General features: G+C 63.7%; 15 protein-coding genes and 1 tRNA gene. 7 read left to right on the top strand and 9 right to left on the bottom strand.

What is annotated here, in order from left to right; translation table 11 throughout:
- Nucleotides 1-12: 12 nt before the first annotated feature.
- Nucleotides 13-1,122 (bottom strand): LysR family transcriptional regulator, encoded by a 1,110-nt coding sequence (locus tag BHE01S_RS17560; RefSeq protein WP_042266100.1) that lies wholly within the window; start codon nucleotides 1,120-1,122, stop codon nucleotides 13-15.
- Between BHE01S_RS17560 and BHE01S_RS37860 the strand changes: the two genes are divergently transcribed.
- On the top strand, nucleotides 1,121-1,417 hold the full coding sequence (locus BHE01S_RS37860; RefSeq protein ID WP_157025459.1) for a hypothetical protein: 297 nt from the start codon (nucleotides 1,121-1,123) through the stop codon (nucleotides 1,415-1,417). The two genes, BHE01S_RS17560 and BHE01S_RS37860, sit on opposite strands and share 2 nt — an antisense overlap.
- A 20-nt stretch (nucleotides 1,418-1,437) precedes the next feature.
- Here the strand turns inward: BHE01S_RS37860 and BHE01S_RS17555 are convergent, their stop codons facing one another.
- Nucleotides 1,438-3,288, bottom strand: a complete 1,851-nt coding sequence (locus BHE01S_RS17555; protein WP_042266099.1) for a phosphoenolpyruvate carboxykinase (GTP) — start codon at nucleotides 3,286-3,288, stop codon at nucleotides 1,438-1,440.
- Nucleotides 3,289-3,716: 428 nt separating this feature from the next.
- Here BHE01S_RS17555 and BHE01S_RS17550 point away from each other — a divergent pair, with 428 nt between their 5' ends.
- The gene (locus BHE01S_RS17550) at nucleotides 3,717-4,730 is read left to right on the top strand and encodes a D-2-hydroxyacid dehydrogenase family protein (protein WP_042266098.1); all 1,014 of its coding nucleotides are present in this window, start codon (nucleotides 3,717-3,719) and stop codon (nucleotides 4,728-4,730) included.
- Nucleotides 4,731-4,801: 71 nt separating this feature from the next.
- Here the strand turns inward: BHE01S_RS17550 and BHE01S_RS17545 are convergent, their stop codons facing one another.
- Both BHE01S_RS17545 and BHE01S_RS17540 read right to left on the bottom strand, forming a co-directional pair.
- Nucleotides 4,802-5,680: a patatin-like phospholipase family protein gene (locus BHE01S_RS17545; RefSeq protein ID WP_042266096.1), complete on the bottom strand. Its 879-nt coding sequence runs from the start codon at nucleotides 5,678-5,680 to the stop codon at nucleotides 4,802-4,804.
- Between the two features lie 48 nt (nucleotides 5,681-5,728).
- Nucleotides 5,729-6,133: a PaaI family thioesterase gene (locus BHE01S_RS17540; RefSeq protein WP_042266093.1), complete on the bottom strand. Its 405-nt coding sequence runs from the start codon at nucleotides 6,131-6,133 to the stop codon at nucleotides 5,729-5,731.
- Between the two features lie 275 nt (nucleotides 6,134-6,408).
- Here BHE01S_RS17540 and BHE01S_RS17535 point away from each other — a divergent pair.
- Nucleotides 6,409-6,484: transfer RNA gene (locus BHE01S_RS17535), tRNA-Lys, on the top strand.
- Nucleotides 6,485-6,554: 70 nt separating this feature from the next.
- Here BHE01S_RS17535 and BHE01S_RS17530 read toward each other — a convergent pair.
- Both BHE01S_RS17530 and BHE01S_RS17525 read right to left on the bottom strand, forming a co-directional pair.
- The gene (locus BHE01S_RS17530) at nucleotides 6,555-6,812 is read right to left on the bottom strand and encodes a hypothetical protein (RefSeq protein WP_042266092.1); all 258 of its coding nucleotides are present in this window, start codon (nucleotides 6,810-6,812) and stop codon (nucleotides 6,555-6,557) included.
- Between the two features lie 336 nt (nucleotides 6,813-7,148).
- The gene (locus BHE01S_RS17525; protein WP_042266086.1) at nucleotides 7,149-7,343 is read right to left on the bottom strand and encodes a hypothetical protein; all 195 of its coding nucleotides are present in this window, start codon (nucleotides 7,341-7,343) and stop codon (nucleotides 7,149-7,151) included.
- 330 nt (nucleotides 7,344-7,673) lie between these two features.
- Here BHE01S_RS17525 and adh point away from each other — a divergent pair, with 330 nt between their 5' ends.
- The 4 genes from adh (at nucleotide 7,674) to BHE01S_RS17505 (ending at nucleotide 11,464) form a co-directional block, all read left to right on the top strand.
- Nucleotides 7,674-9,194, top strand: a complete 1,521-nt coding sequence (gene adh / locus BHE01S_RS17520; RefSeq protein WP_042266085.1) for an aldehyde dehydrogenase — start codon at nucleotides 7,674-7,676, stop codon at nucleotides 9,192-9,194.
- Nucleotides 9,195-9,296: 102 nt separating this feature from the next.
- The gene (locus BHE01S_RS17515) at nucleotides 9,297-9,677 is read left to right on the top strand and encodes a DUF779 domain-containing protein (RefSeq protein WP_042266084.1); all 381 of its coding nucleotides are present in this window, start codon (nucleotides 9,297-9,299) and stop codon (nucleotides 9,675-9,677) included.
- Between the two features lie 103 nt (nucleotides 9,678-9,780).
- The gene (locus tag BHE01S_RS17510; RefSeq protein ID WP_042266082.1) at nucleotides 9,781-10,260 is read left to right on the top strand and encodes an AraC family transcriptional regulator; all 480 of its coding nucleotides are present in this window, start codon (nucleotides 9,781-9,783) and stop codon (nucleotides 10,258-10,260) included.
- A gap of 532 nt (nucleotides 10,261-10,792) precedes the next feature.
- Nucleotides 10,793-11,464 carry a SagB/ThcOx family dehydrogenase gene (locus BHE01S_RS17505; RefSeq protein WP_042266081.1) on the top strand — a complete coding sequence of 224 codons (672 nt, stop codon included), beginning with the start codon at nucleotides 10,793-10,795 and terminating at the stop codon, nucleotides 11,462-11,464.
- An 81-nt stretch (nucleotides 11,465-11,545) separates the two neighbouring features.
- On the opposite strand, the gene gyrB is transcribed toward BHE01S_RS17505, so the two are convergent.
- The 3 genes from gyrB to dnaA form a co-directional block, all read right to left on the bottom strand.
- Complete coding sequence (gyrB, locus tag BHE01S_RS17500) at nucleotides 11,546-14,020, bottom strand: DNA topoisomerase (ATP-hydrolyzing) subunit B (protein WP_042266080.1); 2,475 nt, start codon at nucleotides 14,018-14,020, stop codon at nucleotides 11,546-11,548.
- 113 nt (nucleotides 14,021-14,133) lie between these two features.
- A complete protein-coding gene (gene dnaN, locus BHE01S_RS17495) occupies nucleotides 14,134-15,237 on the bottom strand; it encodes a DNA polymerase III subunit beta (RefSeq protein ID WP_028203240.1) in 1,104 nt (367 codons plus the stop codon).
- Between the two features lie 288 nt (nucleotides 15,238-15,525).
- Entirely contained in the window at nucleotides 15,526-17,097 is a 1,572-nt protein-coding gene (dnaA, locus tag BHE01S_RS17490) for a chromosomal replication initiator protein DnaA (RefSeq protein ID WP_042266079.1), read from the bottom strand.
- Nucleotides 17,098-17,142: the final 45 nt, after the last annotated feature.

The following is a 17,142-nucleotide window of genomic DNA, read 5'->3' as shown; positions in this document are numbered from 1 at the left end:
GGGATATCGGGCTCATAGCGGCGAAATTGCCGATGTCCGGGTACGTGCCGCCGAAGCGCGCGCGGCTTTCGGTGCGCGCTCGCCGTCCATGCCGTTGCGCTCGCCGTCGTGCAGGCTCCCGCCCGGCGCAGGCTGCACGCCATCGTAGTCGTCGCTCGCAACGCCGTTGCGTGCCGCCACCGCCGGGCGCGCGAGGCCGTCCTTGACCCACTGCTCGCCAAGCTGGCTGTTGGGCGTCTGGCTGAAGTGCTCGACGAGATGGTCGATAAACGTGCGCACCTTGGCCGGCAGGTGACGGCGGCTCGGATACGCGACGTTGATCTCCACCTGCGGCAGACGATAGTCGCCAAGCAGCCGCACGAGGCGCCCGCGCGTCATGTCGCGGCCGATCAGGTAGCTCGGCAGAATCGCGATGCCCATGCCGAGCAGCGCGAACTGGCGCAGCATCTCGGTGTTGTTCGCCACGATCACGTTGGTCGGGCGCACGCGCACTTCGCCGTCCGGCCCCGTGAAAACGCGCTCGTCGCCCCAGTATTCGGAGGGCAGCGAGAGGCTCGGATGCTCCATGAGGTGCTCGGGGCGCGTGGGCGTGCCGTGCTTTTCGAGGTACGCCGGGGTGGCGCACACGGTCATGCAGCCCGTGGTGAGCCGGCGCGTGACGATGCTGGCGCTGCGCATCTGGCGCGCCGTCACGACGCCCAGATCGAAGCCCTCTTCGACGAGATCGACCTGACGGTCCACCAACGTGACGTCGGGAATGACCTGCGGATAGCGCTGCGTGTACGTCTGCAGCACGGGAGCGAGATTGTGGAGCCCGAACACGACCGGCGCGACGATGCGCAGCGTGCCGACGGGCTCGTGATTACGCGCGACGACCATCTGTTCGACATCCTCGAGTTCATCGAGAATCTGGCGGGCGCGCTCGAGATAGACCTGACCCGATTCGGTCAGGGAGAGACTGCGGGTCGTGCGGTTGAGCAAACGCGTGCCGAGCCGACCTTCGAGGTCGGCAACATGCCGCGTCGCAACCGCGTTGGAGATATCCATCGCAGAAGCGGCCCGGGCGAAACTGCCGAGGTCGGCCACTTTGACGAATACTCGCATCGACTGCAAATGATCCATGAGACAACTCCTGCCTGTTGCTACCCCGCTGTTAATCAGCGGAGGAAACCGCGAATTCTCCTACGACAGCGGAAATCCTGCAGAAGTTGCCTCCGAAGCCCTTATTTTCTTTACGAATTCTTCGACTGCACCCCAAAATGCATTAACGGGGGTCCAATTGTTACCGCAGAAGAAACAATTTTGCGCGTTGCAGCGAAATAGCCGCTCAACCACCAAACAGACGGGCCTCTGCATCGCATCAACACATTCGACCCCGAAAATGAAGATGGCCGCCCGAGGGCGGCCATTTGGTTAGCGAGCGCTCACATCACATACTCACAGGCGTGTTTCCAGCGCCTTGCGGGCGTCCTTCAACACTTGCGGCAAGCCATGAGCCAGCTTGTCGAACAGTTCGGCGTGCAGCGCGAGTTCGGCGCGCCAGGCGTCGGCGTCTATCGAAATCACCTGCTCGAACTGCGCCTCACTGAAGTTCAGGCCGCTCCAGTCGAGGTCGCCGTAGCGAGGCGACACGCCGAATGCGTGCTCGCCGCCCGTGGCCTTGCCCTCGATACGGCGCACCATCCACTCGAGCACGCGCATGTTCTCGCCGAAGCCCGGCCATACGAACTTGCCGTCCGGCCCCTTGCGGAACCAGTTCACGCAGAAGATGCGCGGCACCGTCGCGCCGCTCCTGGCAAGGCGTTCGCCCACGTCGAGCCAATGGCCGAAGTAGTCGGCCATGTTGTAGCCGCAGAACGGCAGCATCGCGAAGGGATCGCGGCGCACCACGCCCTGCTGCCCCGCGGCCGCAGCCGTGGTTTCCGAGCCCATGGTCGCGGCCATGTACACGCCCTCGGTCCAGTCGCGCGCCTCGGTCACGAGCGGCACCGTGGTCGAACGGCGGCCGCCGAAGATGAACGCATCGATGGCCACGCCCTTGGGGTTTTCCCACTCGGGATCGATCGACGGGCACTGCGACGCGGGCGCCGTGAAGCGCGCGTTCGGATGCGCGGCCTTGCGGCCGGTCTCCTTGCCGATGGCGGGGGTCCAGTCGTTGCCCAGCCAGTCGATCGCGTGCGCGGGCGGCTCGTCGGTCATGCCTTCCCACCAGACGTCGCCGTCGTCGGTCAGGGCGACGTTTGTGAAGATCACGTTCTCCTTGAGCGTCGCCATGGCGTTGAAGTTGGTCTTCTCGCCGGTGCCCGGCGCCACGCCGAAGTAGCCCGCCTCCGGGTTGATCGCGTAGAGGCGGCCATCGGCGCCGGGCTTGATCCATGCAATATCGTCGCCGATCGTGGTGATTTCCCAGCCGTTCATGGCGGGCGGCGGAATCAGCATGGCGAAATTGGTCTTGCCGCACGCCGACGGGAACGCCGCCGCGACGTGGTACTTGCGGCCTTCCGGCGAACGCACGCCGAGAATCAGCATGTGTTCTGCGAGCCAGCCTTCGTCGCGGCCCATGGTCGATGCGATGCGCAGCGCGAAGCATTTCTTGCCGAGCAGCGCATTGCCGCCGTAACCCGAGCCATAGCTCCAGATCTCGCGCGTTTGCGGGAAGTGGACAATGTACTTCGTCGTGTTGCACGGCCACGGCACGTCCTTCCCGCCTGCCGCGAGCGGCGCGCCCACGCTGTGCACGCACGGCACGAATGCGCCGTCTTCGCCGAGCACGTCGTACACGGCGCGGCCCATGCGCGTCATGATGCGCATGTTCGCGACGACGTAGGGGCTATCGGACAGCTCCACGCCGATATGCGCGATGGGCGAGCCGAGCGGGCCCATCGAGAACGGTACGACATACATCGTACGGCCGCGCATCGAGCCTGCGAACAGGCCATCGAGCGTCGCGCGCATTTCGGCAGGCGCGACCCAGTTGTTGGTGGGGCCGGCATCTTCCTGATTCGGGGAACAGATGAAGGTCCGGTCTTCGACGCGCGCGACGTCCGAGGGGTCGGAGCACGCGAGATACGAATTCGGACGCTTCTGCGGATTGAGGCGGCGCATCGTGCCGGCCTCGACCATCTGCGCACACAGGCGGTCGTATTCTTGCTGGGAGCCGTCGCACCACACGATGCGATCCGGCTGCGTATGCGCAGCGATTTTCTGCACCCAGTCGATCAGTTTCCGGTGCCTGACCCAGGCTGGCACCTGCGCGGCGGCCTGGGCTTGGTAGTCGGGATGGTTCATCGAGCTGTCTCCATTTTTTAGGGCTGTAAAAAAGAAATCGGCCCTTTTCGACGCTGCATGCGAGAGGCGCCACTCATGCGAACCGAATGTCGACTGGCAGATCGACACATGAACCGATTCGCGCAGTTGGGCAGGTCGTCAAGGTCCTTTGGCCTGGGGTTCGAAACCGTCTGTAAAGCGGCTTGCATCGGAGCCCGACAAGCTGTTAAAAGTTGCAGATTCGCGGCTGATTGCCGCGTCAAAAACCTGCGTGCGTAGCCTCGGGTTTGCGCAATTGCAATACCTGCTGCTGCACGCGGCGAGCGACGTGAAGGCTCCCCATATTCATACCAGCCTTCCCGGCGCTGCATAGTGGGATAACCACCAGATAAACACCGAAGTCGCGCTACGAAAGGCGCGATGCAAAACACGCAAAACAACCCGCCGCCATGAAAATTGCCATCCTTGACGACTACCAGGACGCCGTCCGCAAGCTCGACTGCTTTCAACTGCTCGCCGACCACGAGGTCAAGGTTTTCAACAACACAGTGCGCGGCCTCGGCCAGCTCGCCAGCCGCCTCGCCGAAGTCGACGCGCTTGTCCTGATTCGCGAACGCACGCGCATTACCTCGCAACTGCTCGACAAACTCCCGCATCTGCGCATGATCAGCCAGACGGGCAAGGCCGGTCCGCACATCGACATCGAGGCCTGCACCGAACGCGGCATCGCCGTGCTCGAAGGCACCGGTTCGCCGGTCGCGCCCGCCGAGCTCACGTGGGCGCTCATCATGGCCGCGCAGCGCCGCATTCCGCAGTACGTCGCCAACCTCAAGCAGGGCGCGTGGCAACAGTCGGGCCTCAAGACCTCGGCTATGCCGCCCAACTTCGGCCTCGGCCAGGTGATGCGCGGTCAGACGCTCGGCATCTGGGGCTACGGCAAGATCGGCCGGCTCGTGGCCGGCTACGGCAAGGCCTTCGGCATGCGCGTGCTGGTATGGGGCCGCGAGCATTCACTCGAAGCGGCGCGCGCCGACGGCTATGAAGCCGCCGCAAGCCGCGAGGCGATTTTCGAAGAGAGCGACGTGCTCTCGCTACATTTACGCCTGCACGATGACACGCGCGGGATCGTCAAGCAGGAAGATCTGCTGCGCATGAAGCCCACGTCGCTGCTCGTCAACACGAGCCGCGCGGAGCTGATGGAAGAAAACGCGCTGCTCGGCGCGCTTTCGCACAACCGGCCGGGCATGGTCGCGATCGACGTGTACGAGAGCGAGCCGATCCTGCAGGGCTACAGCCTGCTGCGCATGGAAAACGTGATCTGCACGCCGCACATCGGCTATGTGGAGCGCGAGAGCTACGAGCTGTACTTCGGCGCCGCGTTCCGCAACATCCTCGCGTTCGACTCGGGCGATCACGCGAACGTCGCCAACCCCGAAGCGCTGCAAGGCGGCCGCCGCAAGTAAGCGCAGTTGCGCGGGGCGGCGTGCGCCGCCCTTCACGGGACTTTGTGTGATTTCGATGCGGCCGCGTGCGCTCAGGCGTTAGCGGCCGCTTCCATGACCTCGGGCAAACGCGCGAGGAAACGCTCTGCGTCCACGCGGCCGAGGTTGTAGGCGTGCTGCATCTGCTGCGGGCTCGTGTAGTCCCAGCTCGAGATCGGCACCCTGGCCGACGGCTGCACGTAAAGGCGCTGCTGCACACCCTGTATCGCCTGATGCCGCACCACGAACATCTGCGGACGCGGATAGAGCCGCGTCACCATCACCAGTACGTTGCCAGGCGAGTCGTCGAGCGCGCCGACCGGCACGTTGTCGACCATGCCGCCGTCGAGCACCGGGCGGCCGTCGCGCCGCAGCACCGGCGTGAACGGCGGCGTGCATGACGACTGCAGGATGAGATCGGCCAGATCCTCGACGCTCGCGCACTCCTGCGCCGTCACGAACTCCGGATGGAACCCGAGCCGACGCCCGAGCGTGGGATGCAGCGTCTTGCGGATGTGCTTTTCGATGTTGTACGCAATGAGACCCGCTGCCACGGCGCTGCGCGCGCCGAGCCAGCGCGGTACATGCGACACGCCGATGCGGATCTCAGGGGCATCCTGTAGCTGCGTGAACGGCTCGCCATAGATGTCGAGCAGCGCCTGGCGATAGATGCGGTAATGCGGAAACACCGACTCGCCGCGCAGCAGATTGCCCCAGTAGGCATTGCGCTTGTTGTGGCGCAGGGCTTCCTCGTAGTAGCGCATGACCCAGTCGGCGTCGCGCGTGTAGAGCATGCACGCGGTGGCCGCGCCCGCCGAGATGCCCGTAATGACGCGCGGGCGAATGCGCAGCTCGGGCTGCACGATGTCCCAGAACCCCGCCTGCCACCAGCAGCGATTGCCGCCGCCGGCGAAAACCACCTGATCGAACATGCCTTCTACGTCCTTCGAAGCGACCGAAAACGATCGGAAGCGCCAAGCTTAATCGAGCAGCGCGTAAGTCGAGGTTGCGTGAACGGCCATCCGGCCGTCTTCGTCGTAGAGTTCTATTTCGCCGAACACCAGATTGCGGCCCGTGCGCAGCACGCGGGCCGTCACGAGCACGTCGCCCTTGCGCACCGCGCGCATGAAACTGGTGTTCAGCGCAACGGTCGTCATGGGCTTGAAGCCGCCGAGCGCGGCCGTGATCGCGACGATCATGGCCGTGTCCGCCGCCGCCATGAACACCTGGCCGCAGATCACGCCGCCCGAATGCCGCAACTCGCCGGAAAACGGCAGGCGCAGGGTGGCGCTGTCTTCCGAGACCTCGACGGGCTTCATCCCGAGCGCGCGCACCCACGGGGCCAGCACGCGCTCCAGCAGCGCGTCGATTGCGTTGTCGTCCATCGTTTGCCTTTGTGGATTGCCGTGCGACGATTCCAGCCGATTGCGGCCGTCCGCTGCCAGCTTCGGCGAACAGGCGGTGCACAGCGACTGGCTTGAAAGCTGGCCCGAGGCCAGGCAGTGGCGACATCATACCGGGCCGGGACGGCCCTCGCGGTAAAGGTACAAACGCCTGGGCAGCCGAAGTTTGCGCCGCAGCCTCGACAAACTATTTTCGGAAAATTTGCAGGGAGAGCTTGCCAAGCTCAGAAAAGTCCTGCATAATCTTTTTTCTGTTGGGGGCGTTAGCTCAGTTGGTAGAGCAGCGGACTCTTAATCCGTAGGTCGAGTGTTCGAGTCACTCACGCCCCACCAGCGAATTCAGCCAAAAAGCCCGATCCTTGCGATCGGGCTTTTTGCATTTCTGCGCGGCCACTGGCCTGGGTTACTTCACGCGCCTCACGTGGCGCGATGCCTGCTTCGGGCGCGGCAGCCAGCGGCCGAGCGCCTCGAAGCCGTCGAGCTGGCGCAGCAGCGTGTCGACGGTCGAAAGCTGAACGTGAGTCAGATGGTTTTGCCTCAGAAGCGCGTGCAGGCGCTTGCGCCAGTACGCAACACCCATCACCGGTATCTCGAAATCGCCAGCCAGCGACGGCGGCATCACGCGCGCGATGTGCGCGATTTCCTGTTCGACGAATGTCATGGCTTTCCCCGTTGGTCCCGCCGTGGTTTCTTATCGTATGAAGTACTGTAGGACGCTCCGGGGCGCTCGCCAGCCTACCCGTATGGATAGGTAACAAATAGTCCGACTAAATTGGAGATGGACGCCGCTGAAAGCGGCACCTCGCTGGCCGGCTCTCACGCTTCGCCGTGCAGCGGCAGGCCGCTCAGGCACTTGCCACGCCGTCCATGTCTGCAACCGCACGGACGGCGGCGAAAAACTTCGGGATCCAGACGATTGAACTGAGGTCCGGGTGCCCAGCTTTTCGGACTCCCGCCGGCATCAGGCGCGCAGTCCAGATCGTCCACCCGCCAGCGCTCAGAGGAACGGCTTGCCGTCCACCTGTTCATAAACGACGTTCCCGTCGTCGTCCTCGAACTGTTCCAGGTAGTTGCGGGCGCCGCACAAGGGACACCGGAACAAGGGCCCCTGCCCTTCGTTCTTGATCACGACCTCGCTCTGATCCCACGGGGTGCCGCACGACTGGTTGCGGCAAACGAATGTACTCGACATGCAGACTCTCCTGACTGTTACGGGTGCAAAGCCTACCGCAAGTGAGGCCCGCGCGCGGCAAATCTTCGACCCCCGCCACTGTTGCGCGCCCGGGCTGTTCACTTCTTGAGCAGTTGGCCGCGCCTCTGTTCCGGCCTGACGCAATCGTTTCTCCGCCCCGCAGGCCCGCGCGCCGCGCATTCCGGAATGCATGGACGCGCTGAGCCGCGACTGCCCGGCAGCGCGCCACTGCGCCGGCGCGCTGGCATGGTTCTCGCGTTAGCGTGCCGCGGTAGCGCAGCCTGGCTGCGCCCGTCCATATCGAGATCGAGAACATTGAGGAGCACGCAGATGAATCACGCGGACATGCAATTCCTGACCACGGAATTCCCGTACAAGAAGCAGTATGGCAACTTCATCGGCGGCGAGTGGGTGGCGCCGCTCGGCGGCGAGTATTTCGACGATATCTCGCCCATCACGGGCCACGCGTTCACGTCCATTGCGCGCTCGCGCGAAGCCGACATCGAACTCGCGCTCGACGCCGCACACAAAGCGAAAGCCGCATGGGGCAGGACCTCGTCCGCCGAGCGCGCCAACATTCTCAACCGCATCGCCGATCGCATCGAGCAGAACCTCCACAAGATCGCCGTGGCCGAGACCATCGACAACGGCAAGCCGCTGCGCGAAACGCTCGCCGCGGACATCCCGCTCGCCGCCGACCACTTCCGCTATTTCGCGGGCTGCGTGCGCGCGCAGGAAGGCGGCATCTCCGAGATCGATCACGACACGGTCGCGTATCACTTCCATGAGCCGCTGGGCGTGGTCGGCCAGATCATTCCGTGGAACTTCCCGATTCTCATGGCCGCCTGGAAGCTCGCGCCCGCGCTCGCGGCCGGCAACTGCGTGGTGCTCAAGCCCGCCGAGCAAACACCCGCGTCGTTCCTCGTGCTCACCGAACTGATCCAGGACCTGCTGCCGCCCGGCGTGCTCAACGTGGTGAACGGCTTCGGGCTCGAAGCCGGCAAGCCGCTCGCCTCGAGCAAGCGCATCGCCAAGATCGCCTTCACGGGCGAAACGACCACGGGCCGCCTCATCATGCAGTACGCGAGCCAGAACCTCATTCCCGTGACGCTGGAGCTGGGCGGCAAGAGCCCGAACATCTTCTTCGCCGACGTGCTCGACCACGACGACAGTTATTTCGACAAGGCGCTCGAAGGGTTCGCGATGTTCGCGCTCAACCAGGGCGAGGTGTGCACGTGCCCGTCGCGCGTGCTGATCGACGAGAAGATCTATGACCGCTTCATGGAGCGCGCGCTCAAGCGCGTAGCGGCGATCCAGCAGGGCCACCCGCTCGACACGAAAACGATGATCGGCGCGCAGGCCTCGCAGGAGCAGCTCGAGAAGATCCTCTCGTATATCGACCTCGGCAAGCAGGAAGGCGCGCAATGCCTGATCGGCGGCGAGCGCAACACACTCACCGGCGAACTCGGCGACGGTTATTACGTGAAACCCACCGTCTTCCGCGGCCACAACAAGATGCGCATCTTCCAGGAGGAAATTTTCGGACCCGTCGTGTCGGTCACGACTTTCAAGACAGAAGAGGAAGCGCTGGAAATCGCCAACGACACGCTCTACGGCCTCGGCGCGGGCGTGTGGACGCGCGACGGCACGCGAGCCTATCGCTTCGGCCGCGCGATCCAGGCGGGGCGCGTGTGGACCAACTGCTACCACGCTTACCCGGCGCACGCGGCGTTCGGCGGCTACAAGCAGTCTGGCATCGGGCGCGAAAACCACAAGATGATGCTCGACCACTACCAGCAGACGAAGAACCTCCTCGTGAGCTATAGCGAGCAGCCGCTCGGATTCTTCTGATCGCACGGTGTGCCCTATGCGTCGCGCGCGGCGGTTTGCGGTTCGCAGGCGGCAGCCGCGCGCGACGCCTCCTTCTTTGCCTCTTGAGAGGAGCGTCACGACATGGTCGAACGCGTTACCGCCACGCCGGCCGCGCTCGCGCTGATCGAGCAGCTGGCGCGCGAGCACGGGTCCCTGCTCTTTCATCAGTCGGGCGGCTGCTGCGACGGCAGTGCGCCCATGTGCTTTCCCGTCGGCGAGTTCATGGTCGGCAATGCCGACGTGCAATTGGGAGAAATCGGCGGGATGCCGTTCTATATGACCCAGGCGCAGTTTGAGTACTGGCAGCACACCCAGCTCATCATCGACGTCGTGCCAGGCAACGGCGGCATGTTTTCGCTCGAACGTCCTACTGGCCTGCGCTTTCTCACGCGCTCGCGGCTCTACGACGATGAAGAGAACACGTGGCTCGAGGCGCATCCGGTGACGCGCGTGGGTTTGTGAGGCGCGTGCCCCCGGCACGCCAGGGGCACCGCACGGAGCGTGGTGCTATCCTGGTTCGCAGGCGCTGCGCAATCGCGCGGCCATCGCACCAGGAGACGCCATCATGAAAAAGCACGACGTGAACCTTGTCACCCTCGAGCCGATGGACTTGCTCGCCGTCAGCCACGTGGGTCCGTACATGAAGATCGGCGACGCGTTCTACACGCTCGCGCAATGGCTCGGCGAGCGTAACGTGCGCACGTCGGGGTCGAAGATGGTCGGCATCTATTACGACGATCCCAATACGGTCGAAGAATCGAAGCTGCGCTCAAAGGCGGCGCTGCATCTGGGGCAGGAAACCGATGTGGAAATCGTGGCGCCTGTCGAGAAGTTCCGGCTGCGTGGCGGCGAGCACGCGATGATGCTGCACAAGGGGCCGTATCAGGGGCTGGGCCAGGCGTGGACGTGGTTTTACAACGAGGGATTGCAGAAGCTCGGACGCACGCCGGACTTTTCGGCGCCGTCGTTCGAGATTTATCTGAATACGCCCGATGAGGCGGCGCCGGACGACTTGAAGACGGAGCTTTATATCCCGCTCGCATAAAGCACTTGATCCGTACGGTTTGAACGTGGTTTGAACGATGCCGCCAGGACGTCTCATGGCGGCATCTTCGTTTCCGATGCGAGGGTTCCAGGGTTTTAATAACGTATGTATACGTAAACGTAGTAATAGTTAACAAGCCCCTGGGTATTCTGTGGATAACCCCGGAAAACCATTGAGTAAACAAGGGTGTGGGAAAAACATAACCTTGCGGGCGCTCATGGGACAACGCGAGGCAGCTGCTGGCAACTTTTCCGCAGTTTGCGCGCGGCCGAAGTTATCCCCGATTCATGCACAGTGATTTCCAGGGGTTTTCCGAGAGTTATCCGCTGGGGGCTGTGGATAGCGGGGGAAGAAAATCGCGACGTCAAATCGGACCTCGTAATCTCGAATTTACGGTCTATAACTTCTGCGAGTGGGCCGGCACGCGATTGTTGATCAAATTGCGCCATGGCCCGAGTGCCGCTCAAAAATATGAAATAGCGAGAATCGCGAAGGCCATGCGGGCCTGCGCCGTCACTCATGGAGGCGCCGGATGAAACGCCGTGAACTGCTGGCCGCACTGGCTGCGGGCGCAATGACCCAGGTTTCCACCGGCCAGGCGCAGGAGAGGCCGGCGAAGTACACCAGTGAGATCGCGCTGCCCAAACCCAAAGTGTCCGGCACGGTCTCGCTGGAGGATGCCATCCAGCGGCGCAGGTCCGTGCGCAGGTTCCGCTCCGACCCGTTGCCTGTCGAGACCGTCGGCCAGCTGATGTGGGCTGGCCAGGGCATCACTAGCCCGGACGGCAAGCGCGCAGCGCCTTCGGCCGGGGCTTTGTATGCGCTCGAACTCTACATGGTGACCGCAGCGGAGGTAATGCACTACGTGCCCCAAGGCCACCGGGCGCAGACGCGAGCGACGCCCGATCTGCGCCCCAGGCTGCAAGCGCTCGCACTCGGGCAAGCGTCTGTCGGGGCGGCGCCGGCCTTGATCGTGGTGGCTGCCGATCCCGGCCGTCTCACCCAGAGGTATGGGGCGAGAGCCAGTGTGTATAGCGACCTCGAGGCCGGACACGCCGCCCAGAACCTGCTGCTGCAGGCCGTTGCGCTCGGGCTTGTCGCTGTGCCCGTGGGCGCGGTCGATGGGCCGCAGGCAGCCCAGGCGCTCGGTTTGCCTTCCGGGCAGAGCGTCGTCTATGTCATTCCAGTGGGCTTTCCGGTTTGAGTCGAGGCGTGAGGCAGGACAAAAAAACAAACGCCCGGAAACCGGGCGTTTGTTTTTCGATGAAGGCATCAGAACCAACGATCAAACGTCGATATTCCCCGCCCGCAACGCATTGCTTTCGATAAACGCACGACGCGGCTCGACATCGTCGCCCATGAGCGTCGTGAAGATGCCGTCTGCGGCGATCGCGTCCTCGATCTGCACGCGCAGCAGACGCCGCACAGTCGGGTCCATCGTCGTTTCCCACAGCTGCTCGGGGTTCATCTCGCCAAGCCCCTTATAGCGCTGCTTCGACACGTTGCGCTCGGCATCGGCGATCAGCCATTTCATCGCGCTCTTGAAGTCGTTCACGGCCATGCTGCGCTCGCCGCGCTTGATCACGGCGTTCTTGCCGATCAAGCCCTTGAACGTATTGGCCGTGTTCACGAGCTGCTGATAGTCGGCGGTGAGCTGGAACTCCTCGTCGATCACCGAGACCTTCACGTTGCCGTGATGGCGGCGCTCCACGCGCAGCGAACGTTGCTCGCGCACCTGGTCGTACATCGGCACCACGCTCACCTCAGGCTTGAGCGGATCGTCGCGCAACTGCGCTTCGAGTGCACGCGCCGAAGCCTCGGTCGACGCTTCGCTCGACAGGTCGATCGCCACGCCGTCCATGATCGCTTCGAGCGCGCGCTCGTCATACAGACGCGACAGACGATCCACCACACCGCGTGCAAGCTGGTACGAGCGCGCGAGTTCGCCGAGCGCGTCGCCGGAGATCGGCGTCGCGCCTTCGCTCGGCACGAGCTCCGAGCCTTGCAGCGCGAGACGCAGCATATGTGCGTTGAGCTCCGAATCGTCCTTGAGATAACGCTCGTCCTTACCCGCCTTGAGCTTGTACAGCGGCGGCTGCGCGATATACACGTAGCCGCGCTCGATCATCTCCGGCATCTGGCGATAGAAGAACGTGAGCAGCAGCGTGCGGATGTGCGCGCCGTCCACGTCCGCGTCGGTCATGATGATGATGCGGTGATAGCGCAGCTTGTCGAGGTTGTAGTCGTCCTTGCCGATGCCGCAGCCGAGCGCGGTGATGAGCGTGACGATCTGCTCGGAAGACAGCAGCTTGTCGTAGCGGGCCTTTTCGACGTTCAGCACCTTGCCGCGCAACGGCAGGATTGCCTGGAACTTGCGATCGCGGCCTTGCTTGGCCGAGCCGCCTGCCGAGTCGCCCTCGACGATATAGACTTCCGACTTCGCCGGATCCTTTTCCTGGCAGTCCGCGAGCTTGCCCGGCAGGCCCACGCCGTCGAGCACGCCCTTGCGGCGCGTCATCTCGCGCGCCTTGCGCGCGGCGTCGCGAGCCCGCGCGGCGTCGACGATCTTGCCGCAAATCGTCTTCGCGTCGTTCGGCGTTTCCAGCAGGAACTCTTCAAGCGCCTTCGCCACGACTTCTTCCACCGGCGCACGCACTTCCGAGGAAACCAGCTTGTCCTTCGTCTGCGAGCTGAACTTCGGCTCCGGCACCTTCACGGAAAGCACGCACGACAACCCTTCGCGCATGTCGTCGCCCGAGGTTTCCACCTTGGCCTTCTTCGCGATTTCGTTGTCGGCAATGTACTTGTTGATCACGCGCGTCATCGCCGCGCGCAGGCCGGTCAAGTGCGTGCCGCCGTCGCGCTGCGGGATGTTGTTGGTGAAGCACAGCACGCTTTCGTTGTAGCTGTCGTTCCACTGCATCGCCACTTCGACGCCCACGCCGTCCTTCTCGCCCTGAATGTAGAAAATGTTCGGGTGCAGCACCTGCTTGGCCTTGTTGATGTACTCGACAAAGCCCTTCACGCCGCCCGCGAAAGCGAAATCGTCTTCCTTGCCGGTGCGCTGGTCGGTCAGGCGAATGCGCACGCCGTTGTTCAGGAACGAAAGTTCGCGAATACGCTTGGCGAGAATGTCGTAGTGGTACTCCACGCTGCCGAAGATGGTTTCGTCGGCCATGAAGTGCACTTCGGTGCCGCGATTCTCGGTTTCGCCGAGCAGTTGCATGGGCGAGACCGCGTGGCCGTCGCGCTCCTCGATCACACGGTTCTGCGGCACGCCGCGGTGAAATTCCATGAAGTGCTTCTTGCCGTCGCGGCGCACCGTGAGACGCAGGAAGCTCGAGAGCGCGTTCACGCACGACACGCCCACGCCGTGCAGGCCGCCCGAGACCTTGTAGCTGTTCTGGTCGAACTTGCCGCCCGCGTGCAGCTCGGTCATCACGATTTCGGCGGCGCTGCGCTTCGGATCGTGCTTGTCGTCCATCTTCACGTCCGTGGGAATGCCGCGGCCGTTGTCGGTGATCGAGATGGAGTTGTCCGCGTGGATCACCACGTGAATGTCGTTACAGTAGCCGGCGAGGGCTTCGTCGATCGAGTTGTCCAGCACCTCGAAGACGAGATGGTGCAGACCGGTGCCGTCCGACGTGTCGCCGATGTACATCCCGGGCCGCTTGCGCACCGCCTCCAGACCTTCGAGGATCTGGATCGACGAGGCGCCATAGCTGCTGTTGTCGGGTTGCGCGTTGTTCGTATCAGTCATGGAATTTTCCGGTTCTGCGTACTGCCTGTGTTACTGCTCGAGACTTTTTCAAAAAGCCATAAAAACGCCAAAGGGGCGCAGCGCCCCCTGGTGTTCTTCTTCTGTCGCGCTTTTTAGATGCGCATCGGCATCACCACGTACTTGAATTCCTCGTTCTCGGGAATCGTGATGAGTGCGCTGGAACTGGCGTCGCCGAGGCTCACTTCCAGCGTGTCGACCTTCAGGTTCGCGAGTACGTCGAGCAGATACGTGACGTTGAACCCGATGTCGATGGTGTCGCCCTGGTAGGCGATTTCCAGTTCTTCCTGCGCCTCTTCCTGGTCGGCGTTGGTCGACATGATCTTGAGCTGGCCCGGCTCGATGATGCAGCGCACGCCCTTGAACTTGTCGGACGTGAGAATGGCCGCGCGTTGCAGCGAGCGCTGCAGTTCTTCGCGGCCGATCTGGAAGGTGTTCTTGTGCGCCTTCGGGATCACACGCTGGAAGTCGGGGAACTTGCCCTCCACGAGCTTCGAGACGAGCTCGACCTGGCCGAAGGTGAACTTCACCTGCGTCGAACCGATGTCGATCTTCAGCACGTCGTCGATATCTTCGAGCAGGCGCTGCAGTTCGAGAATGGTCTTGCGCGGGATGATGACTTCCTGGCGCGCGAACGAGCCTTCGATCTTCATCGACGAGAACGCGAGGCGGTGGCCGTCGGTCGCGACTGCCATGAGCTGGTCGCCGTCCACGACGAGCAGCATGCCGTTCAGGTAGTAGCGGATGTCCTGCTGCGCCATGGCGAAATACACCATGCCGAGCAACTGGCGGAACGTCTTCTGCGGCACCGCGAGGTTCGCGCCGAAGTCCTTCGCCTGCGCCACCGTGGGGAACTCGTCCGCGGCGAGCGTTTGCAGGGCGAAGCGGCTCTTGCCCGACTGCACCGTGAGGCGCTTGTCGGCGAGCGTGAGCGTGACCTGGCCGTCGGGCATGGCGCGCAGGATATCGAGCAGCTTGCGCGCCGCGACCGTCGTGGCCACCTGGTCGTTGCCGACGCCGAAATCGGCGGTCGTGGTGATCTGCAACTCGAGGTCGGTCGACAGGAACGAGACGTCGGAACCGGTTTTGGTGATCAGCAGATTGGCGAGGATCGGCAACGTGTGGCGGCGTTCGACAATGCCGCTCACCGTTTGCAGCGGCCTCAGCAGGTTATCGCGTTCGGTCTTGACCAGTTGCATAGAGTTCCTTCGTTGATGTGACGGTCTGCGCGCCCGCCTGGCGCCGGTATTGCCGACGCGCCCCCACGAATCTGCGGGTGCGCCCGGCGACTTTGGCGCCGCTCAGGCGGTGGATGCAGCACAGGCCGCGGCGTGGTTCCCGCCCCGGACCGCCGGGCGGTTAAACCCATATTGTGCCTGAAAACGGACCACTTCCCTAAATTGGGGGCGATCCGCGAAATAAACAGGGCAAATCCTTCGGAATGCGACCGTGAGCCCCGCCATTCCAGCGCCGTCGCCTGATGCGTGTTACCCCTTCAGCGTCTGCTCGAGCACGTGCAGCTCGTGATTGAGCTGGGCGTCCTTGGTGCGTTCGTCGGCGATCTTGCGCACGGCGTGCAGCACCGTGGTGTGGTCGCGGCCGCCGAACAGCTCACCGATTTCCGGCAGGCTCTTCTGCGTGAGCTCCTTGGCCAGATACATGGCGATCTGGCGCGGGCGCGCGATATTCGCCGGGCGCTTCTTCGAATACATGTCGGCGACCTTGATGCTGTAGAAGTCCGCCACCGTCTTCTGGATGTTCTCGACCGAAATCTGGCGATTCTGCACCGTCAGCAGGTCCTTGAGCGCTTCCTTGGTCAGCTCGATCGAGATCTCGCGGCCGTGGAACTTCGAGTACGCGAGGATCTTGCGCAGCGCGCCTTCGAGTTCGCGCACGTTCGAGCGCAGGTGCTTCGCGACGAAGAACGCCACGTCCTCGTTCAGGCTGACGCCTTCCGATTGCGCCTTGCGCATCAAAATGGCCACGCGCATTTCGAGCTCCGGCGGCTCGATCGCCACGGTCAGGCCCGAGTCGAAACGCGAGATCAGACGGTCGTCGATACCCGAGATTTCCTTCGGATACGTATCGCTCGTGATGATCACCTGGGCCTTGTTGGCGACGAGCGCCTCGAACGCGTAGAAGAACTCTTCCTGCGTGCGCGACTTGCCCGAGAAGAACTGGATATCGTCGATCAGCAGCAGGTCGAGCGAGTGGTAGTAACGCTTGAAGTCGTCGAACGCCTTGCGCTGGTAGGCCTTCACCACGTCGGACACATACTGTTCGGCGTGGATGTAGCGAATGCGCGCGCCCGGCTTGTCGAGCAGGAGCTGGTTGCCGATCGCGTGGATCAGGTGGGTCTTGCCAAGGCCCACGCCGCCGTAGAGGAACAGCGGGTTGTACGAGATGCCGGGATTGTCGGCGACCTGGATCGCGGCCGCGCGCGCGAGCTGGTTCGCCTTGCCCGTCACGAAGTTGTCGAACGTGAGCACCGGGTTGAGCTTCGAGCGCTCGTAGGTCGGGTCCGGCTCGCCGCTCGAAGCGGCCGCAGCCGCCCCCTGGCCCGGGCGCCATGTGCGGCGGCCGGCGGCGGCTTCGTTGGCGTCGAGGCTGGGCAGGTCGAGGTCGGCGGCGTCTTCGGCGGTGGCCTGCGCGGCGGCGGCCGACGCGGCTTGCACCATGCCGGCGAGGCCCGTACCCCCATTCACGGCGGCCGGTTGCGGCGCGGCGGCGGCGCTCACGACCGACGCAGGTGCGGCAGCCAGCGGCGCGCGCGACGCGGCCGCAGGTGCGACGTGGGGCGCGCGCATGCCCGCCTTCGGGTCGAGGACGAACTGCACGTCGACCGGGGCCTGCCAGAAGTCGCGCGCCAGATCGGCGATCCGGCCCGAAAACTGGCTCTTGACCCAGTCGAGCTTGAAACGGTTGGGAGCGGCTATCTGCAGCGTGTTCGCCGCAGCATCGAAGGCAACCGGGGCCAACGGTTTAATCCACGTCACGTACTGCTGGGGCGTTAGCTCACGCTCCAGCAGTGCGGAACAGTGTTGCCAGAATTCGTTCATCGAGTTGCTGTGGTCGTTTTGTTTGCATGCATGTCTGTCGCCCCG

Source organism: Paraburkholderia heleia NBRC 101817 (assembly GCF_000739775.1).
Taxonomy (GTDB): Bacteria; Pseudomonadota; Gammaproteobacteria; order Burkholderiales; family Burkholderiaceae; genus Paraburkholderia; species Paraburkholderia heleia.
The sequence above is the reverse complement of the archived record's forward strand: the minus strand, read 5'-3'. Positions and strand labels throughout refer to the sequence as shown.

Bases quoted from the DNA above. Each gene is read 5' to 3' on its own strand.
- BHE01S_RS37860 (WP_157025459.1), top strand. From the start codon at position 1,121: ATGAGACAACTCCTGCCTGTTGCTACCCCGCTGTTAATCAGCGGAGGA.
- adh (WP_042266085.1), top strand. From the start codon at position 7,674: ATGAATCACGCGGACATGCAATTCCTGACCACGGAATTCCCGTACAAG.
- BHE01S_RS17550 (WP_042266098.1), top strand. From the start codon at position 3,717: ATGAAAATTGCCATCCTTGACGACTACCAGGACGCCGTCCGCAAGCTC.
- BHE01S_RS17515 (WP_042266084.1), top strand. From the start codon at position 9,297: ATGGTCGAACGCGTTACCGCCACGCCGGCCGCGCTCGCGCTGATCGAG.
- BHE01S_RS17560 (WP_042266100.1), bottom strand. From the start codon at position 1,122: ATGGATCATTTGCAGTCGATGCGAGTATTCGTCAAAGTGGCCGACCTC.
- BHE01S_RS17540 (WP_042266093.1), bottom strand. From the start codon at position 6,133: ATGGACGACAACGCAATCGACGCGCTGCTGGAGCGCGTGCTGGCCCCG.
- BHE01S_RS17545 (WP_042266096.1), bottom strand. From the start codon at position 5,680: ATGTTCGATCAGGTGGTTTTCGCCGGCGGCGGCAATCGCTGCTGGTGG.
- BHE01S_RS17510 (WP_042266082.1), top strand. From the start codon at position 9,781: ATGAAAAAGCACGACGTGAACCTTGTCACCCTCGAGCCGATGGACTTG.
- BHE01S_RS17505 (WP_042266081.1), top strand. From the start codon at position 10,793: ATGAAACGCCGTGAACTGCTGGCCGCACTGGCTGCGGGCGCAATGACC.
- dnaN (WP_028203240.1), bottom strand. From the start codon at position 15,237: ATGCAACTGGTCAAGACCGAACGCGATAACCTGCTGAGGCCGCTGCAA.
- BHE01S_RS17555 (WP_042266099.1), bottom strand. From the start codon at position 3,288: ATGAACCATCCCGACTACCAAGCCCAGGCCGCCGCGCAGGTGCCAGCC.
- gyrB (WP_042266080.1), bottom strand. From the start codon at position 14,020: ATGACTGATACGAACAACGCGCAACCCGACAACAGCAGCTATGGCGCC.
- BHE01S_RS17530 (WP_042266092.1), bottom strand. From the start codon at position 6,812: ATGACATTCGTCGAACAGGAAATCGCGCACATCGCGCGCGTGATGCCG.
- BHE01S_RS17525 (WP_042266086.1), bottom strand. From the start codon at position 7,343: ATGTCGAGTACATTCGTTTGCCGCAACCAGTCGTGCGGCACCCCGTGG.
- dnaA (WP_042266079.1), bottom strand. From the start codon at position 17,097: ATGAACGAATTCTGGCAACACTGTTCCGCACTGCTGGAGCGTGAGCTA.